This is a genomic window from Micromonospora sp. DT47 (assembly GCF_049844475.1).
GTDB lineage: Bacteria > Actinomycetota > Actinomycetes > Mycobacteriales > Micromonosporaceae > Micromonospora.
Window position 1 is genome coordinate 252,308 of record NZ_JBNCLC010000001.1, and the last position, 15,784, is coordinate 268,091.

A 15,784-nucleotide genomic window follows, 5' to 3' on the forward strand; every position below is an offset into this window, starting at 1 on the left:
GGGGCGGGGATACGGCCGCGGGGCCGGCGCGCACCGCGCGCCGGCCCCGCGGGCCACCCAGAGTGAATCATCGTACGAACGTGGCGGCGTCGGTCGCCAGGTCGAGCAGCGGCGCCGGCGCCACACCGAGGATCAGCGTGGCCGCCACCCCGATCATCAGCGCGGTCGCGGTCAGTCCACCCGGCACCGTCACGGTCGGGGTGGTCTCGCCCGGCTCGGAGAGCCACATCATCACCACGACCCGCAGGTACGGGAAGGCCAGCACCATGCTGGTCAGCACGCCGGCCACCACCAGCCAGGCGTGCCCGCTCTCCAGCGCCGGGCCGAAGACCGCGAACTTGCTGGTGAAGCCGCTGGTCAGCGGGATACCGGCGAAGGCCAGCAGGATGAAGGTGAACACCCCGGCGTAGAACGGCGAGCGGCGGCCCAGCCCGGCCCAGCGGGACAGGTGGGTGGCCTCGCCGTCGGCGTCCCGGACCAGGGTCACCACGGCGAACGCGGCGAGCACCGAGAAGCCGTACGCGGCCAGGTAGAACATGGTGCCGGAGACGCCCTCGCCGGTCGGCGCGAGCACCCCGACCAGCAGGTAGCCGGCGTTGGCGATCGACGAGTACGCCAGCAGCCGCTTGATGTCGGTCTGGGTGACCGCCAGCACCGCGCCGATCAGCATGGTCAGCACCGCCACCGCACCCAGCACGGGGGTGAAGTCCCAGGCCGCCTGGGCGAACGCCACGTGGAAGACCCGCAGCAGCGCACCGAACGCGGCGACCTTGGTGCAGGCCGCCATGAAGGCGGTGACCGGCGTCGGGGCGCCCTGGTAGACGTCCGGCGTCCAGACGTGGAACGGCGCCGCGGCGGCCTTGAAGAGCAGGCCGATGGCGAGCAGCGCCATGCCGGCGAAGAGCAGCACCTGGCTGGACGACGACTCGCCCACCGCGGCGTTCACGGTGGCGAAGTCGACGCCGGCCGCGCGACCCGGGATGCCGGCGGTGAAGCCGTAGATCAGCGCCACCCCGAACAGGAAGAACGCCGACGCGTACGCCCCGAGCAGGAAGTACTTCATCGCGGCCTCCTGGCTCAGCAGCCGCCGGCGGCGGGCCAGCGCGCAGAGCAGGTAGAGCGGCAGCGAGAAGACCTCGAGCGCGATGAACATGGTCAGCAGGTCGTTCGCCGCCACGAAGATCAGCATGCCGGCGATCGCGAAGGTGGTCAGCGGGTACACCTCGGTGGCCCCGTTGCTCCCCTCGGCCTGCCGCCGGTCGTCGACCGACTCGGCGGTCACCGCGGCCTGGGCGACGAACGCCCCGCCGCGCTCCACCGAGCGCTCACCGATCAGCAGCAAGGCCATCGCGGCGAGCACCAGGATGGCGCCCTGGAGGAAGAGGGTGGGGCCGTCCACGGCGATCGCGCCGCCGGCGGTGATCAGCCGATCGTCGGAGTTCAGCACCACCATCACGAGCGCGGCGAGCACCGCCAGCAGGGCGAGCGTGAGCTGCACCAGGTGCCGGCGGCGGCGCGGCACGAAGGCCTCCACCAGCACGCCGAGCAGGGCCACGCCGAGCATGATCAGGACGGGAGCGAGCGCCGCGTAGTCGATCGACGGCAACTTGAGCTCGGTCATTTCGCGGCCTCCTGGACGCTGCCGACCGTCGGGGCGGGATCGGTCCGGCCGACGTCGTTCATGGTCGCCTGGACGGCGGGGTTGATGACGTCGATGACCGGCTTGGGGTAGAAGCCGAGCAGCACGATCAGGGCGATCAGCGGGGCGACCACGACCTTTTCGCGCAGGCTGAGGTCACGGCGCATGCCCTCGACCTCGGTCAGCTCCGGGTTGAGCGTGCCCTGCGTGGTGCGCTGAATCATCCACAGCACGTACGCGGCGGCCAGGATGATGCCGACCGTGGCGATCACCGCGACCGGCTTGTTCACCGTGAAAGTACCGATCAGCACCAGGAACTCGGAGACGAACGGCGCGGTGCCAGGCAGCGCCAGGGACGCCAGACCGGCGAAGAAGAGCACCCCGGCCAGCAGCGGCACCAGCTTGCCCGCGCCGCCGAAGTCCCGGATCATCGCCGAGCCGCGGCGGGCGATGAGCATCCCCACCACCAGGAAGAGCAGGCCGGTGGCGAGCCCGTGGTTGAGCATGTAGAGCACCGCGCCGGTGCCCGCCTGGGTGGTGAAGGCGAAGATGCCGACCCCGATGAAGCCGAAGTGTGCGATCGAGGTGTACGACACCAGCCGCTTGAGGTCGGACTGGCCGACCGCCAGCAGCGCCGCGTAGATGATGCCGATCACGCCCAGCGCCAGCGCCCACGGGGCGAACCACCTCGACGCCTCGGGGAAGAGCGGCAGGCAGTAGCGCAGGATGCCGAAGGTGCCGACCTTGTCCAGCACGCCGACCAGCAGCGCGGCCGCGCCCGCCGGAGCGGCGCCACCGGCGTCCGGCAGCCAGGTGTGGAACGGGAAGAACGGCGCCTTGATCGCGAAGGCGATGAAGAAGCCGAGGAAGAGCCAGCGCGCGGTGCCGGTGGAGATGTCCACCTGGGTCAGCGCCTGCCAGTCGAAGGTCTTCCCGCCGACCACCCAGAGGCCGATCACCGCGGCGAGCATGAACAGGCCGCCGACCAGCGAGTAGAGGAAGAACTTCACCGCAGCGTACTGCCGCTGGTGGCCGCCGTAGCTGCCGATGAGGAAATACATCGGGACCAGCATGACCTCGAAGAACACGTAGAACAGGAAGACGTCGGCGGCGGCGAAGACGCCGATCATCGTGCACTCGAGGACGAGCAGCAGGGCGAAGTAGACCGGCACGGACCGCTTCGACGCCTCCGCGTCGTGCCAGGACGCCAGGATCACCAGCGGCACCAGCACCGCGATCAGCATCAGCATGACCAGCGCGATGCCGTCGGCGGCGAAGGTGAAGCGGACCCCCCAGGTCGGGATCCACGGGTACGACTCCCGGAACTGGAGCCGGTCACCGTCCACCTGGAACGAGATCCACATGACCACGGAGAGCGCCAGCACCAGCAGCGACCAGCCGAGCGCCACCTGCTTGGCCAGCTCAGGCCGACGGCGCGGCAGGAAGGCCACGACCAGGGCGCCGACCAGCGGTGCCACGGTCAGCACCGAGAGGAACGGGAAGTTGGACATTATTCGGCCTTACCTCCGTCGTCACTGCGTGGTCCGCCGGCGGGGGCGGCCGGGAAGAGGTCGATCACGCCAGCCACCCCGCCTGCACCGCCAGGAACGCCGCCACCACGAGCAGCGCGCCGGTCAGGATGGAGGTCGCGTACGACCGGACGAAGCCGGTCTGCAGCCGCCGGAGCCGACCGGAACCACCGCCGACCGCCGCGGCCAGGCCGTTGACCAGCCCGTCCACGCCCCGGTTGTCGAGGAAGACCAGCGCCCGGGTAAGGAAGATGCCCGGCTTCTCGAAGACCGCCTCGTTGAAGGCGTCGGTGTAGAGGTTGCGCCGGGCGGCGGTGACCAGCACCCCGGCCGGCTGCGGCTCGGTGGCCGTACCGTTGCGGAACAGCATCCAGGCCAGCCCGGCGCCGACCACGGTGACCAGGATCGACAGGATCGTGATCATGGTGTGGGAGAGCACCCCGTGCGCCTCACCGGCGGCCTCCTCGCCGAGCACCGGCGTCAGCCAGGAGGCGACCCCGTCGTTCCAGGCCATCAGGCCACCGGCCAGCACCGACCCGGCGGCCAGCAGGATCAGTGGGATGGTCATCAGCTTCGGCGACTCGTGCGGGTGCTCGATGTCCTCGGTCCACCGCTTCGGGCCGTGGAAGGTGAGCACGAAGAGCCGGGTCATGTAGAAGGCGGTCAGCCCGGCACCGAGCAGCGCGGCGCCGCCGAAGAGCCAGGCCGTCCAGCCCTCCCGCTCGAACGCCGCCGCGATGATCGGCTCCTTGGAGAAGTAGCCGGAGAGCGGCGGAATGCCGATGATCGCCAGCCAGCCCATGGCGAACGTGATCCAGGTGATCTTCATGTGCTTCGACAGCCCACCGAAGCGCCGGATGTCCACCTGGTCGTTCATGCCGTGCATGACCGAACCGGCGCCGAGGAACATGTTGGCCTTGAAGAAGCCGTGCGCCAGCAGGTGGATGATGGCCAGCGCGTAGGCGCCACCGCCGAGACCGACACCGACGAACATGTAGCCGATCTGGCTCACCGTCGACCAGGCCAGCACCCGCTTGATGTCGTCCTTGGCCGCGCCGATGACGCAGCCGATCAGCAGGGTCAGCGCGCCGACGCTGACCACCACGAGCTGGAGCGTCGCGTTGGCCGTGAAGATCGGGTTGGACCGGGCGATCAGGTAGACGCCCGCGGTGACCATGGTGGCCGCGTGGATGAGCGCCGACACCGGGGTCGGGCCCTCCATCGCGTCCGGCAGCCAGGCCTGGAGCGGGAACTGGCCGGACTTGCCGGCCGCGCCGAGCAGGAGCAGCAGGCCCAGCGCCAGCACGGTGCCGGCCTGGAGCGCACCGACGCCGTTGAAGACCTCGTCGTACTGGGTGGTGCCGAGGGTGGCGAACATGATGAAGATGCCGATCGCCAGGCCGGCGTCGCCGACCCGGTTCATCAGGAACGCCTTCTTGCCGGCGGTGGCCGCGCTCGGCCGCCCGTACCAGAAGGAGATCAGCAGGTACGACGCCAGACCGACGCCCTCCCAGCCGAAGTAGAGCATCACGTAGTTGTTGCCGAGCACCAGCAGCAGCATCGCGGCGACGAAGAGGTTGAAGTAGCCGAAGAACCGCCGTCGGCCCTCGTCGTGCGCCATGTACTCGACCGCGTAGAGGTGGATCAGGAAGCCCACCCCGGTGATCAGCAGGACGAAGACCGCGGCCAGCGGGTCGAAGAGCAGACCGAAGTCCACCTTCAGGTTGCCGACCGTGATGAAGTCCCAGAGGCTCAGCTCGACGGACTTGTTCTCCAAGCCGCGAAGCTGGAAGAAGGAGCTGAGCCCCAGCACGAACGCGGCGCCGATGGCTCCCACGCCCAGCCAGTGCCCCCAGCGGTCGGCCCGCCGGCCGAGCAGCAGCAGGATCGCCGCGCTGACCAGCGGGATGGCCACCAGCAGCCAGACGCTGCTCAGCAGACCCGTGGCCTGGGCGTATTCCACAGTCTCTTCCACCGCAGGCCCCTTTAGTACTTCAGCAGGTTGGCGTCGTCGACGCTCGTGGAGCGCCGGGTCCGGAAGATCGACATGATGATCGCGAGCCCGACCACGACCTCGGCCGCCGCCACCACCATCACGAAGAACGCCATGATCTGGCCGTTGAGGTCACCGTTGATCCGGCTGAAGGTGACCAGCGTCAGGTTGGCCGCGTTGAGCATCAGCTCGACGCACATGAACAGCACGATCGCGTTGCGCCGGACGAGCACGCCGACGGCGCCGATGGTGAAGAGCACCGCGGCGAGGATCAGGTAGTAGTCGGCGGTCACTTGTCCGTCCCCTTCAGCGAGGTCTCCTCGGCGGTCATCTCCCGCTGCGGAAGGATCTCCGGGGTGCTGCGGTCGGTCAGCCGGCCGTCGGGCAGGCGGGCCGGGGTGGCCACCGAGGAGGAGGTGGCGAAGACGCCCGGGCCGGGCTTCGGGCCGGGGTAGTTGCCCGGGCGGAACCGGGCCTTCATGGTGGCGACCTGGTCCATCCGGTCCTCCCTGCGCCGCTCGACGTGCGCCAGCACCATCGCGCCGACCGCCGCCGTGATCAGCAGCGCGGAGGTCAGCTCGAAGGCGAAGACGTACTTGGTGAAGAGCAGCCGGGCGATGCCCTGCACGTTGCCCTCGGCGTTGGCCTGCTCCAGGCCCACGGCGGTGGCCCCGCTCAGGGCCCGGCGGAGCCCGGTGCCGACCAGGCCGGCGAACCCGAGCCCGAGCAGCACGGCGGCGACCCGCTGGCCGCGCAGGGTCTCGATCAGCGAGTCGGACGCGTCCCGGCCGACCAGCATCAGCACGAAGAGGAACAGCATCATGATCGCGCCGGTGTAGACGATGATCTGCACCATGCCGATGAACGGCCCCGCCTGGAGCACGTAGAACACGCCCAGGCAGAGCATGGTCAGCACCAGCCAGAGCGCGGAGTGCACCGCGTTGCGGGCCCAGACCATGCCGATCGCGCCGATCAGCGCCAGCGGGGCGAGGATCCAGAAGGTGACCTCCTCACCCCCGGACACCTGGCCCGCCGCGGCGAGCACCGTCTGCGTGGTCATGCTTCGTCTCCCTTGCCCGCCGCTGCCCGCTGGGCCGCCTGCTCGGCGCCGGGGAAGGTCACCCCGGGGTGCTCCTCCACCCGGTACCGGCCGGGACCCATCGGGGAGTGCTCGGCACCGGCCGACGTGCCCGGGTTCTCCAGCGCGCCGACGTAGTAGTCCTTCTCGCTGTCGCCCAGCCGCATCGGGTGCGGCGGCTGCTCCATCCCGGCCAGCAGCGGCGCGAGCAGCTGCTCCTTGGTGAAGATCAGGTCCTGCCGGTTGTCCCGGGCCAGCTCGTACTCGTTGCTCATGGTGAGCGAACGGGTCGGGCAGGCCTCGATGCAGAGCCCGCAGAAGATGCAGCGGGCGTAGTTGATCTGGTAGACGCTGGCGTACCGCTCACCCGGCGAGAAGCGCTGCTCGTCGGTGTTGTCGCCACCCTCGACGTAGATCGCGTCCGCCGGGCAGGCCCAGGCGCAGAGCTCGCACCCGATGCACTTCTCCAGCCCGTCCGGGTGCCGGTTGAGGATGTGCCGCCCGTGGTAGCGCGGCGCCGAGACCGGCGGCTTGAACGGGTAGTCGGTGGTGACGACCTTCCTGAACATGTGCGAGAAGGTGACACCGAAGCCCTTGAACGTTCCGGTGATCGCGCCCACGTCACACCTCCCTGGAGTCCGAGCCGGCGGCGATGTTGGCCGGCTCCCGCTCGGCGACCACGCGCTTGGTGCGCGGGCTCGGTGGTACCTGAAGATCCAGCGGCGGCAGCGGGAAGCTGCCGTGCGGCCGGCTGTTGACCTGTTCCTGGAGGGTCGGCTTCGGCGCCTGCTTGCGGCTGGGCCAGAAGACCGTGGCCAGCAGCAGCACGCCCGCGCCGACGGCGGTGGCGAGCAGCCGGTCCCGCGACTGCCAGTCCTCGATGGACCGCAGCCCGGCCAGGACCAGGATCCAGACCAGGTTGATCGGGAGCAGGACCTTCCAGCCGAAGCGCATGAACTGGTCGTAGCGCAGCCGGGGCAGGGTGCCCCGGAGCCAGACGAAGACGAAGACCAGCGCGATCACCTTGCCGAAGAACCAGAGCATCGGCCACCAACCGGAGTTGGCGCCGGCCCAGAAGGTGGTGATCGGCGCGGGCGCCCGCCAGCCGCCGAGGAAGAGCGTCGTGGTGACCGCGGACATGGTCACCATCGAGACGTACTCGGAGAGCATGAAGAGCGCGAACTTCAGCGAGCTGTACTCGGTCATGAAGCCGGCGACCAGCTCCGACTCCGCCTCGGGCAGGTCGAACGGCGCCCGGTTGGTCTCACCGACGGTCGCGATGAAGAAGATGATGAAGCTGGGCAGCAGCAGGATCGCGTACCAGCCGGGGGCCGGGATCTCGGTGCCGAAGATGGTCAGCCGGGTGGCGTTCGCCTGGGCGGCGACGATCCCGCTGGTGGACATCGTGCCGGCGGTCATGAACACCGCCACGATGCTCAGCCCCATCGCGACCTCGTACGAGATCATCTGGGCGGTGGAGCGGAGGCCGCCGAGCAGCGGGTACGTCGAACCGGAGGCCCAGCCGCCGAGCACGATGCCGTAGATGCCCATCGAGGAGCAGGCGAGGATCACCAGCACCGCCACCGACACATCGGTGACCTGCAGCGGCGTGTGGTGACCGAAGATGCTCACCATCGGGCCGAACGGCACCACCGACAGCGCGGTGACCGCGCAGATGACGGAGATCGTCGGCGCGAAGAAGAAGACCACCTTGTCCGCCGTCCGCGGCAGGATGTCCTCCTTGAAGGCCATCTTGAGACCGTCGGCGAGGGTCTGCAGCAGACCGAACGGGCCGACCTGGTTGGGGCCGGGCCGGACCTGCATGAAACCGACGACCCGCCGCTCGAACCAGACGCCGAGCAGCGTGGCGAGCAGGCCGAAGGCGAAGGCGAAGACGATCTTGCCGAGGACCAGCCACCACGGGTCCTTGCCGAAGTCGGCCAGCGTCGGATCCTGCGCCAGGTAGAACGCGTTCACTGGACACCCCCAGCGTTGAGAAGGGGACCCGGACGGCCCGCGGCATCCGCGGAAACCGCGGCGGCAGCGATCCGTACGACCGTGCCGGACGCCGCGCCGAGGCTGCGCCGGACGGTCGAGCCGGGTGAATTGGTGGGCAGCCAGACGACCCCGTCCGGCATCTCGGTGATCGCCGCCGGCAGGGTGACCGCCCCGCGGTCGGTGCCCACCGTGACCGGGTCGCCGTCGGCGACGCCGATCGCCTCGGCGGTGCCCTTGCCCAGCCGGACCACCGGCGGGCGGGCGGTGCCGGCGAGGTGCTCGTCGCCGTCGATGAGGCTGCCCAGGTCGATCAGCTGGTGCCAGCTGGCCAGCACCGCCTCGCCGGTGCCGGGCTGCGGCAGCGCCGCCGGCTCGACGGACGGCGCTGCGGGGCGCTCCACCCGGGTCGGCGGGAGCCCGCCCAGCTCGCGCCGGACGCTGGGCACGTCACCGGTGCCGAGCCGGACGTCGAGCTGCGCGGCGAGCGCGTCCAGCACCCGGCCGTCGGTCATCGCGGCGGTGTGCAGCACCGCCTCGAAGGTGCGCAGCCGGCCCTCCCAGTCCAGGAAGCTGCCGGCCTTCTCGACCACGGGGGCGACCGGGAGGACCACGTCCGCCCGGCGGGCCACCGCCGAGTTGCGCAACTCCAGGCTGACCAGGAACGGCACCGCGTCCAGGGCCTGCTCGGCCAGCCGCGGGTCGGCCAGGTCGGCCGGGTCCACGCCGGCCACCACCAGGGCGCCGAGCTGGCCGTTGGCGGCCGCCGTGAGGATGCCGTCGGTGTCCCGGCCGGCCTGGCTGGGGATCACCCCGGCCGGGATGTCCCAGGCCTCGCCCAGTTCCGCGCGGGCCGCCGGCTCAGTGACCGGACGCCCGCCGGGGAGCAGGTTGGGCAGGCAGCCCGCGTCGACCGCGCCGCGGTCGCCCGCGCGCCGCGGCACCCAGGCCAGCTTGGCGCCGGTACGCCGGGCCACCGCCGCCGCGGCGGAGAGCCCGCCCGGCACGGCGGCCAGCCGCTCGCCGACGAAGAGGATCGCGCCCTCGGCGCTGAGCGCCTCGGCCACCGTGTCGTGGTCGGCGAGCACGCTCGCCTCCTCGCCGGGCACCACCCGGGCCAGCTTGGCCCCGAGCTTCTCCAGGCCGGGGGTGGCGAACGGCGCGATCGCGTAGACCGTCAGCTTCTTCTTCAGGTACGCCTTGCGCAGCCGCAGGAAGAGGATCGGGCACTCCTCCTCCGGCTCCAGGCCGACCAGCACCACCGAGGACGCCTTCTCCACGTCGGCGTAGGTCACCTCGGTGACCCCGGCAACCGTGCTGGCCAGGAAGTCGGCCTCCTCGCGGGAGACCGGCCGGGCCCGGAAGTCGATGTCGTTGGTGCGCAGCGCGACCCGGGCGAACTTCGCGTACGCGTACGCGTCCTCGACGGTGAGCCGGCCGCCGGTCAGCACCGCCGTGCCCCGACCGCCGTCCCGGGCGGCGCGCAGGCCGTCGGCGGCCCGGGTCAGCGCCTCGCTCCAGGACGCCTCGCGCAGCTCACCGCTGCGCTCGTCGCGGACCATCGGCGTGCTGAGCCGGTCAAAGGCGCGGGTGTACTGGAAGCCCCACCGCCCCTTGTCGCAGTTCCACTCCTCGTTGACCTGCGGGTCGTCGCCGGCCAGCCGGCGCAGCACCTTGCCCCGCCGCCAGTCGGTGCGCTGGGCGCAGCCGGCCGAGCAGTGCTCGCAGACGCTCGGGCTGGAGACCAGGTCGAACGGGCGGGCCCGGAACCGGTACTGGGAACCGGTGAGCGCGCCCACCGGGCAGATCTGCACGGTGTTGCCGGAGAAGTACGAGTTGAACGGCACGTCGCCGGCGTCACCCTCCTCCCCGTACGCCTCGTCCCGGTAGATGTTGATCTCCTCGGCGGACGACCGGCCCATCAGGTCGATGAACTTGTCGCCGGCGATCTCCTCGGAGAACCGGGTGCAGCGCTGGCAGAGCACGCAGCGCTCGCGGTCGAGCAGCACCTGGGTGCTGATCGCCATCGGCTTCTCGTACTCCCGCTTGTGCTCGTGGAAGCGCGAGTCGGTGCGGCCGGTGGACATCGCCTGGTTCTGCAGCGGGCACTCGCCGCCCTTGTCGCACATCGGGCAGTCGAGCGGGTGGTTGAGCAGCAGCAGCTCCATGACCCCCTCCTGCGCCTTCTTGGCGACCGGGGAGGTGAGCTGGGTGCGGACCACCATGCCGTCGGCGACGGTCTGGGTGCAGGAGGCCACCGGCTTGCGCTGACCCTCCACCTCGACCAGGCACTGCCGGCAGGCGCCGGCCGGGGCCAGCAGCGGGTGGTCGCAGAACCGCGGGATCTCGGTGCCCAGCTGCTCGGCGACCCGGATCAGCAGGGCGCCCTTGGGGGCGGTGACCTCGACGCCGTCGATGGTGAGGGTGACGGTCTCGGTCTGCTTGGCTACGTCGGTCATCAGTGCGCTCCAACCAGCTGCTTGTCCGACAGCTTCGGCGCGGTACGTCCCTCGATGTAGTCGAGGTAGTCCTGCTTGAAGTACTTCAGCGACGAGGTCACCGAGCTGGTCGCACCGTCACCCAGACCGCAGAACGAGCGGCCGAGGATGTTGTCGCAGGTGTCGAGCAGGGTGTCCAGGTCCTCGTGGGTGCCCTGACCGGCGAGGATCCGCCGGTAGACCCGGACCATCCAGTAGTTGCCCTCCCGGCACGGGGTGCACTTGCCGCACGACTCGTGGTGGTAGAACTCCAGCCACCGGTAGGTCGCGTACACCGGGCAGTCCTGGTCGGAGAAGATCTGGGTGGCCGTGGTGCCCAGGATCGAGCCGGCCGCCGCCACCCCCTCGAAGTCCAGCGGCACGTCCAGGTGCTCGGCGGTGAGCAGCGGCGTCGACGAGCCGCCCGGGGTCCAGAACTTCAGGTCGTGCCCCGGCTGCATCCCGCCGGCCAGCTCGATCAGCTCGCGGAGCGTGATCCCCATCGAGCACTCGAACTGGCCGGGGTTGGCGATCCGGCCGGAGAGCGAGTAGATCATCGGCCCGGAGGACTTCTCCGTGCCCATGCTCTTCCACCAGTCCGCGCCGCCCAGCACGATGTACGGCACGCTGGCGATGGTGCCGACGTTGTTGACCACGGTCGGGCTGGCGTACAGGCCGTGGGTCGCCGGGAACGGCGGGCGCAGCCGGGGCTGACCCCGGAAGCCCTCCAGCGAGTCCAGCAGCGCGGTCTCCTCGCCGCAGATGTACGCCCCGGCGCCGGAGTGCACCACCAGCTCCAGGTCGAACCCGGAGCGCAGGATGTTCTTTCCGAGGTAGCCCTTGGCGTACGCCTCCTGCACCGCGTTGCGCAGCCGGCGCGCGGCGTGCACCGCCTCGCCCCGGATGTAGATGTAGGCGCGGCTGGCCCGGATCGCGTACGACGCGATGATCACGCCCTCGACCAGCGCGTGCGGGTCGTGCGTCATCAGCGGGAGGTCCTTGCAGGTGCCCGGCTCGCCCTCGTCGGCGTTGACCACGAGGTAGTGCGGCTTGCCGTCACCCTGCGGGATGAAGCCCCACTTGAGACCGGCGGGGAAGCCGGCGCCGCCGCGACCGCGCAGCCCGGAGTCCTTGATCAGCTGGATCAGGTCGTCCGGGTGGGCCTTGAGCGCCTTGCGCAGCGCCGCGTAGCCGTCCAGCTTCTCGTAGGTGCCGAGCTGCCAGGCGTCCGGCGACAGCCAGCGCTTGGTCAGCACCGGCGTCAGCTTGGCCAGGGTCTCCGGCCGAGGCGTCGTCACTTCTGTGCCTCCGCTTCCTTGAGGTTGCGCTCCTGCGCTCCCGCCTCGTCGCCGGCGGGCTTGCCGTCGCCGGCCGGCGGGTTGGCCGCCGCACCGGCGGCCTCCGCCTTCTGCGCGTCCCGGGGGGACGGCGGGGCGCCGTCCGCCGGCACCTTCGTGCCGGGGGCGTCCGGCACCGCGGTCCGCGCGTCCGGCTGCCGGGTCTCGGCGGTACGCACCTGGGGCGACTTGGCGTCGGGCGCCCTCACGTCCGGCGCGGTGCTGCCGGTCGCCGCGGCGGGCTCGGGCTTCGCGGGCTCGGCCTTGGCGGCCGGGGCCGACGCGGCCTTCGCCTTCTCCGCTGCCTTGTCGGCCTCCGCCTTGCTCCTGATCGGCGTGTTCGGGTCGTAGCCCGGCACCGCGATGCCGTGCTGCTCCGCCAGCCGCAGGCCGCGCAGGGTCGGCTCGCCCGGCCCACCGTCGGCGACCGCGCCCTCGCGCGGGTCGGCGAACCCGGCGAGCTGCACCGCCATCTCCTTCAGCGTGCAGAGCCGGGCGCCCCGGGTCGGCATCGGCCGGCCGCCGGACCGCAGCTCCTCGACCACCCCGAGCGCGGTCTGCGGGTCGACGCCGTCGAAGAAGTCGTAGTTGACGGTCATCACCGGCCCGTAGTCGCAGGCCGCGAGGCACTCGGCGTGCTCCAGGGTGATCTTCCCGTCAGCGGTGGTCTCGTCGTGCCCGACGCCGAGGTGCTCGGCGAGGGTGTCGTAGACCGCCTGACCGCCGAGCACGTCGCACATCGTGTTGGTGCAGACGCTGACCAGGTAGTCACCGGTGGGCTTGCGCTTGTACATGGTGTAGAAGGTGGCCACCGCGCCGACCTGGGCCTTGTTCAGCCCGAGCACCTCGGCGCAGAACTCGACGCCGGCCGGGGAGACGTAGCCCTCCTCGGACTGCACCAGGTGCAGCAGCGGCAGCAGAGCCGAGCGGGACCGGTCGGCCGGGTACCGGGCGACGATCTCCCGCGCCCGCTCGCGGGTCGTTTCGTTGAAAACGGTCATCGGTCACATCCACCCATCACGGGGTCCAGCGAGGCGCCACCGGCGATCACGTCGGCGATCAGGCCGCCCTCGGCCATCGCCGGGAGGGCCTGGAGGTTGACGAAGCTCGGTTCCCGGTAGTGCACCCGGTAGGGCCGGGTGCCGCCGTCGGAGACCGCGTGCACGCCCAGCTCGCCGCGGGGCGACTCGATGCCGACGTACACCTGGCCCGGCGGGACCCGGAAGCCCTCGGTGACGAGCTTGAAGTGGTGGATCAGCGACTCCATCGACTGACCCATGATCTTGGCGACGTGCTCCAGCGAGTTGCCCATGCCGTCCACGCCGATGGCCAGCTGCGCCGGCCAGGCGATCTTCCGGTCGGCCACCATCACCGGGCCCGGCTTCAGCCGGTCCAGCGCCTGCTCGACCAGCTTGAGCGACTCCCGGATCTCGGCGAGCCGGACCTGGTAGCGGCCCCAGACGTCGCCGTCGGGGTGGGTCGGCACGTCGAACTCGTACGTCTCGTAGCCGCAGTACGGCATGGTCTTGCGCAGGTCCCAGGCCAGGCCCGCGGAGCGCAGCACCGGGCCGGTGACGCCGAGCGCGAGGCAGCCGGTCACGTCGAGCACCGCGACGTTCGTCGTCCGCTCGATCCAGATCGGCTGGCCGGAGAGGAGGTCCTCGTACTCCTTGAGCTTCTTCGGCATCATCTTGAGGAAGTCGCGGATCTTGACGATCGCCTCGTCCGGCACGTCCTGTGCCACGCCGCCCGGCCGGATGTACGCGTGGTTCATCCGCAGGCCGGTGATGTTCTCGAAGATGTCGAGGATGTACTCCCGCTCGCGGAAGCCGTAGAGCATGATCGAGATCGCGCCCAGCTCCATGCCGGTGGTGGCCAGCCAGACCAGGTGCGAGGAGATCCGGTTCAGCTCCATCATCAGCACCCGGATGGTGGTGGCCCGCTCGGTCACCTCGTCGGTGATGCCGAGCAGCTTCTCCACCGCGAGGGCGTACGCCGTCTCGTTGAACAGCGGGGCGAGGTAGTCCATCCGGGTCACGAAGGTCGAGCCCTGGACCCAGTTGCGGTATTCCAGGTTCTTCTCGATGCCGGTGTGCAGGTAGCCGACGACCGAGCGGGCCTCGCGGACCGTCTCGCCCTCCAGCTCCAGGATCAGCCGGAGCACGCCGTGCGTGGACGGGTGCTGCGGACCCATGTTGACGACGATCCGCTCGTCGTTGATCGGGTCGGTGCCGGAGACGACCTGGTCCCAGTCCCCACCGGTGACGGTGAAGACCTTGCCCTCGGTGGTCTCGCGCTCGGTCGCGTAGTTCGACGTCGTCACTGGTACGACCTCCGTCGGTCCGGCGGCGGGATCTCCGCGCCCTTGTACTCGACGGGCACGCCGCCGAGCGGGTAGTCCTTGCGCTGCGGGTGCCCCTCCCAGTCGTCCGGCATGAGGATCCGGGTGAGGTTGGGGTGGCCGTCGAAGACGATGCCGAACATGTCGTACGTCTCCCGCTCCTGCCAGTCGGCGGTCGGGTAGACGGCGGTGACGCTCGGCAGGTGCGGGGCCTCGGCGGAGACCGCGGCCTCCAGCCGGACCCGGCGCCGGTAGGTCATCGAGGTGAGCAGGTAGACCACGTGCAGCCGGCGCTCGTCGGCGCCCAGGTAGTCCACCCCGGAGACCGAGGAGCAGAGCTCGAAGCGGAGCGCCAGGTCGTCCCGCATCACCTGGCAGACCTCGGCGATCCGCTCCGGGCGGACGTGCAGGGTCAGCTCGCCGCGGTCGACGACCACCTTCTCGATCGCCTCGGCGAAGCCCGGGTACGCCTCCTCCAGCGCGTCCCGCACCTCGTCGAAGTAGCCGCCGTACGGCCGGGGGGTCTCCTCGACCGGCTTGCGCTGGCGGACCAGCCCGCCGTAGCCGGAGACGTCGCCGGTGCCGTGCATGCCGAACATGCCATGCCCGGCGGGGCTGGCCGGCGGGTGTTCGGCCGGGGCGCCGCTGGTGGCGCCGGCCGGCGGCACCGGTACCGGTACGCCGCCGTTCGCGTTGTCCTGAGGTGCGGTCACTTGATGCCCCCGTGCGGCTGGAGGTGGTGCTGGGCCTTCATCCAGTTCTCGATCCGCAGCTGCTCCTCGCGTCCCTCGCGGACTGCCTGGGTCCACTCGGCACGGCGGGCCTTGTCGTTGCGGTACGACGACGGCATCGAGCCGTAGGGCACGACCGGCACGTCACCGCGCTCCTGGCGGGCCTCCAGCATCTTGCGGCCGTTCGCGCCGAGCGGCTCGTGCATGATTTTCTCGCGGAGCTTGAGGATCGCGTCGATGAGCATCTCCGGCCGGGGCGGGCAGCCCGGGAGGTACATGTCGACCGGCACCACGTGGTCGACGCCCTGGACGATCGCGTAGTTGTTGAACATGCCGCCGCTGCTGGCACAGACGCCCATGGAGAGCACCCAGCGGGGCTCGGCCATCTGGTCGTAGATCTGGCGCAGCACCGGGGCCATCTTCTGACTCACCCGGCCGGCGACGATCATCAGGTCCGCCTGGCGCGGCGAGGCACGGAAGACCTCCATGCCCCAGCGGCCCATGTCGTAGTGCGGACCACCGGCGGCCATCATCTCGATGGCGCAGCAGGCCAGGCCGAAGGTGGCGCCCCAGACGGACGACTTCCGCGACCAGTTGACCAGCTTCTCCACGGAGGTGAGCAGGATGCCAGCGGGAAGCTGCTCCTCGATACCCATCTGCCGTA

At 70.6% G+C, this 15,784-nt stretch carries 13 protein-coding genes; all 13 read right to left on the minus strand.

Features of this window, described 5'->3' with window-relative positions; all coding sequences use genetic code 11:
- Positions 1–67 precede the first annotated feature (67 nt).
- Positions 68–1,621, minus strand: coding sequence for an NADH-quinone oxidoreductase subunit NuoN (nuoN, locus tag ACLQ2U_RS01270; protein WP_425748617.1), 1,554 nt, complete (start codon positions 1,619–1,621; stop codon positions 68–70).
- On the minus strand, positions 1,618–3,150 hold the full coding sequence (locus tag ACLQ2U_RS01275; RefSeq protein ID WP_425748618.1) for an NADH-quinone oxidoreductase subunit M: 1,533 nt from the start codon (positions 3,148–3,150) through the stop codon (positions 1,618–1,620). Before ACLQ2U_RS01275 ends, nuoN begins: the two co-directional genes overlap by 4 nt.
- A gap of 64 nt (positions 3,151–3,214) precedes the next feature.
- Positions 3,215–5,143 carry an NADH-quinone oxidoreductase subunit L gene (gene nuoL / locus ACLQ2U_RS01280; RefSeq protein ID WP_425748619.1) on the minus strand — a complete coding sequence of 643 codons (1,929 nt, stop codon included), beginning with the start codon at positions 5,141–5,143 and terminating at the stop codon, positions 3,215–3,217.
- 11 nt (positions 5,144–5,154) lie between these two features.
- Positions 5,155–5,454, minus strand: a complete 300-nt coding sequence (gene nuoK / locus ACLQ2U_RS01285; protein ID WP_425748620.1) for an NADH-quinone oxidoreductase subunit NuoK — start codon at positions 5,452–5,454, stop codon at positions 5,155–5,157.
- Positions 5,451–6,221, minus strand: coding sequence for an NADH-quinone oxidoreductase subunit J (locus ACLQ2U_RS01290; RefSeq protein WP_425748621.1), 771 nt, complete (start codon positions 6,219–6,221; stop codon positions 5,451–5,453). Before ACLQ2U_RS01290 ends, nuoK begins: the two co-directional genes overlap by 4 nt.
- Positions 6,218–6,859 (minus strand): NADH-quinone oxidoreductase subunit NuoI, encoded by a 642-nt coding sequence (gene nuoI / locus ACLQ2U_RS01295; RefSeq protein ID WP_425748622.1) that lies wholly within the window; start codon positions 6,857–6,859, stop codon positions 6,218–6,220. The genes ACLQ2U_RS01290 and nuoI overlap by 4 nt, the downstream gene beginning before the upstream one ends.
- 1 nt (position 6,860) lies before the next feature.
- Positions 6,861–8,216: an NADH-quinone oxidoreductase subunit NuoH gene (gene nuoH, locus ACLQ2U_RS01300; RefSeq protein WP_425748623.1), complete on the minus strand. Its 1,356-nt coding sequence runs from the start codon at positions 8,214–8,216 to the stop codon at positions 6,861–6,863.
- On the minus strand, positions 8,213–10,693 hold the full coding sequence (locus ACLQ2U_RS01305) for an NADH-quinone oxidoreductase subunit G (protein WP_425748624.1): 2,481 nt from the start codon (positions 10,691–10,693) through the stop codon (positions 8,213–8,215). Before ACLQ2U_RS01305 ends, nuoH begins: the two co-directional genes overlap by 4 nt.
- A complete protein-coding gene (gene nuoF / locus ACLQ2U_RS01310; RefSeq protein ID WP_425748625.1) occupies positions 10,693–12,009 on the minus strand; it encodes an NADH-quinone oxidoreductase subunit NuoF in 1,317 nt (438 codons plus the stop codon). Before nuoF ends, ACLQ2U_RS01305 begins: the two co-directional genes overlap by 1 nt.
- Complete coding sequence (nuoE, locus tag ACLQ2U_RS01315) at positions 12,006–13,049, minus strand: NADH-quinone oxidoreductase subunit NuoE (RefSeq protein WP_425748626.1); 1,044 nt, start codon at positions 13,047–13,049, stop codon at positions 12,006–12,008. The genes nuoF and nuoE overlap by 4 nt, the downstream gene beginning before the upstream one ends.
- The gene (locus tag ACLQ2U_RS01320; RefSeq protein ID WP_425748627.1) at positions 13,046–14,371 is read right to left on the minus strand and encodes an NADH-quinone oxidoreductase subunit D; all 1,326 of its coding nucleotides are present in this window, start codon (positions 14,369–14,371) and stop codon (positions 13,046–13,048) included. The genes nuoE and ACLQ2U_RS01320 overlap by 4 nt, the downstream gene beginning before the upstream one ends.
- On the minus strand, positions 14,368–15,102 hold the full coding sequence (locus ACLQ2U_RS01325; protein ID WP_425748628.1) for an NADH-quinone oxidoreductase subunit C: 735 nt from the start codon (positions 15,100–15,102) through the stop codon (positions 14,368–14,370). The genes ACLQ2U_RS01320 and ACLQ2U_RS01325 overlap by 4 nt, the downstream gene beginning before the upstream one ends.
- Positions 15,099–15,776: a NuoB/complex I 20 kDa subunit family protein gene (locus ACLQ2U_RS01330; protein WP_425748629.1), complete on the minus strand. Its 678-nt coding sequence runs from the start codon at positions 15,774–15,776 to the stop codon at positions 15,099–15,101. The genes ACLQ2U_RS01325 and ACLQ2U_RS01330 overlap by 4 nt, the downstream gene beginning before the upstream one ends.
- Between the last annotated feature and the right edge of the window lie 8 nt (positions 15,777–15,784).

Excerpts from the sequence above, each read along its gene's own strand:
- ACLQ2U_RS01330 (WP_425748629.1), bottom strand. The coding sequence starts at position 15,776 with ATGGGTATCGAGGAGCAGCTTCCCGCTGGCATCCTGCTCACCTCCGTG.
- ACLQ2U_RS01290 (WP_425748621.1), bottom strand. The coding sequence starts at position 6,221 with ATGACCACGCAGACGGTGCTCGCCGCGGCGGGCCAGGTGTCCGGGGGT.
- ACLQ2U_RS01275 (WP_425748618.1), bottom strand. The coding sequence starts at position 3,150 with ATGTCCAACTTCCCGTTCCTCTCGGTGCTGACCGTGGCACCGCTGGTC.
- nuoE (WP_425748626.1), bottom strand. The coding sequence starts at position 13,049 with ATGACCGTTTTCAACGAAACGACCCGCGAGCGGGCGCGGGAGATCGTC.
- ACLQ2U_RS01305 (WP_425748624.1), bottom strand. The coding sequence starts at position 10,693 with ATGACCGACGTAGCCAAGCAGACCGAGACCGTCACCCTCACCATCGAC.
- nuoN (WP_425748617.1), bottom strand. The coding sequence starts at position 1,621 with ATGACCGAGCTCAAGTTGCCGTCGATCGACTACGCGGCGCTCGCTCCC.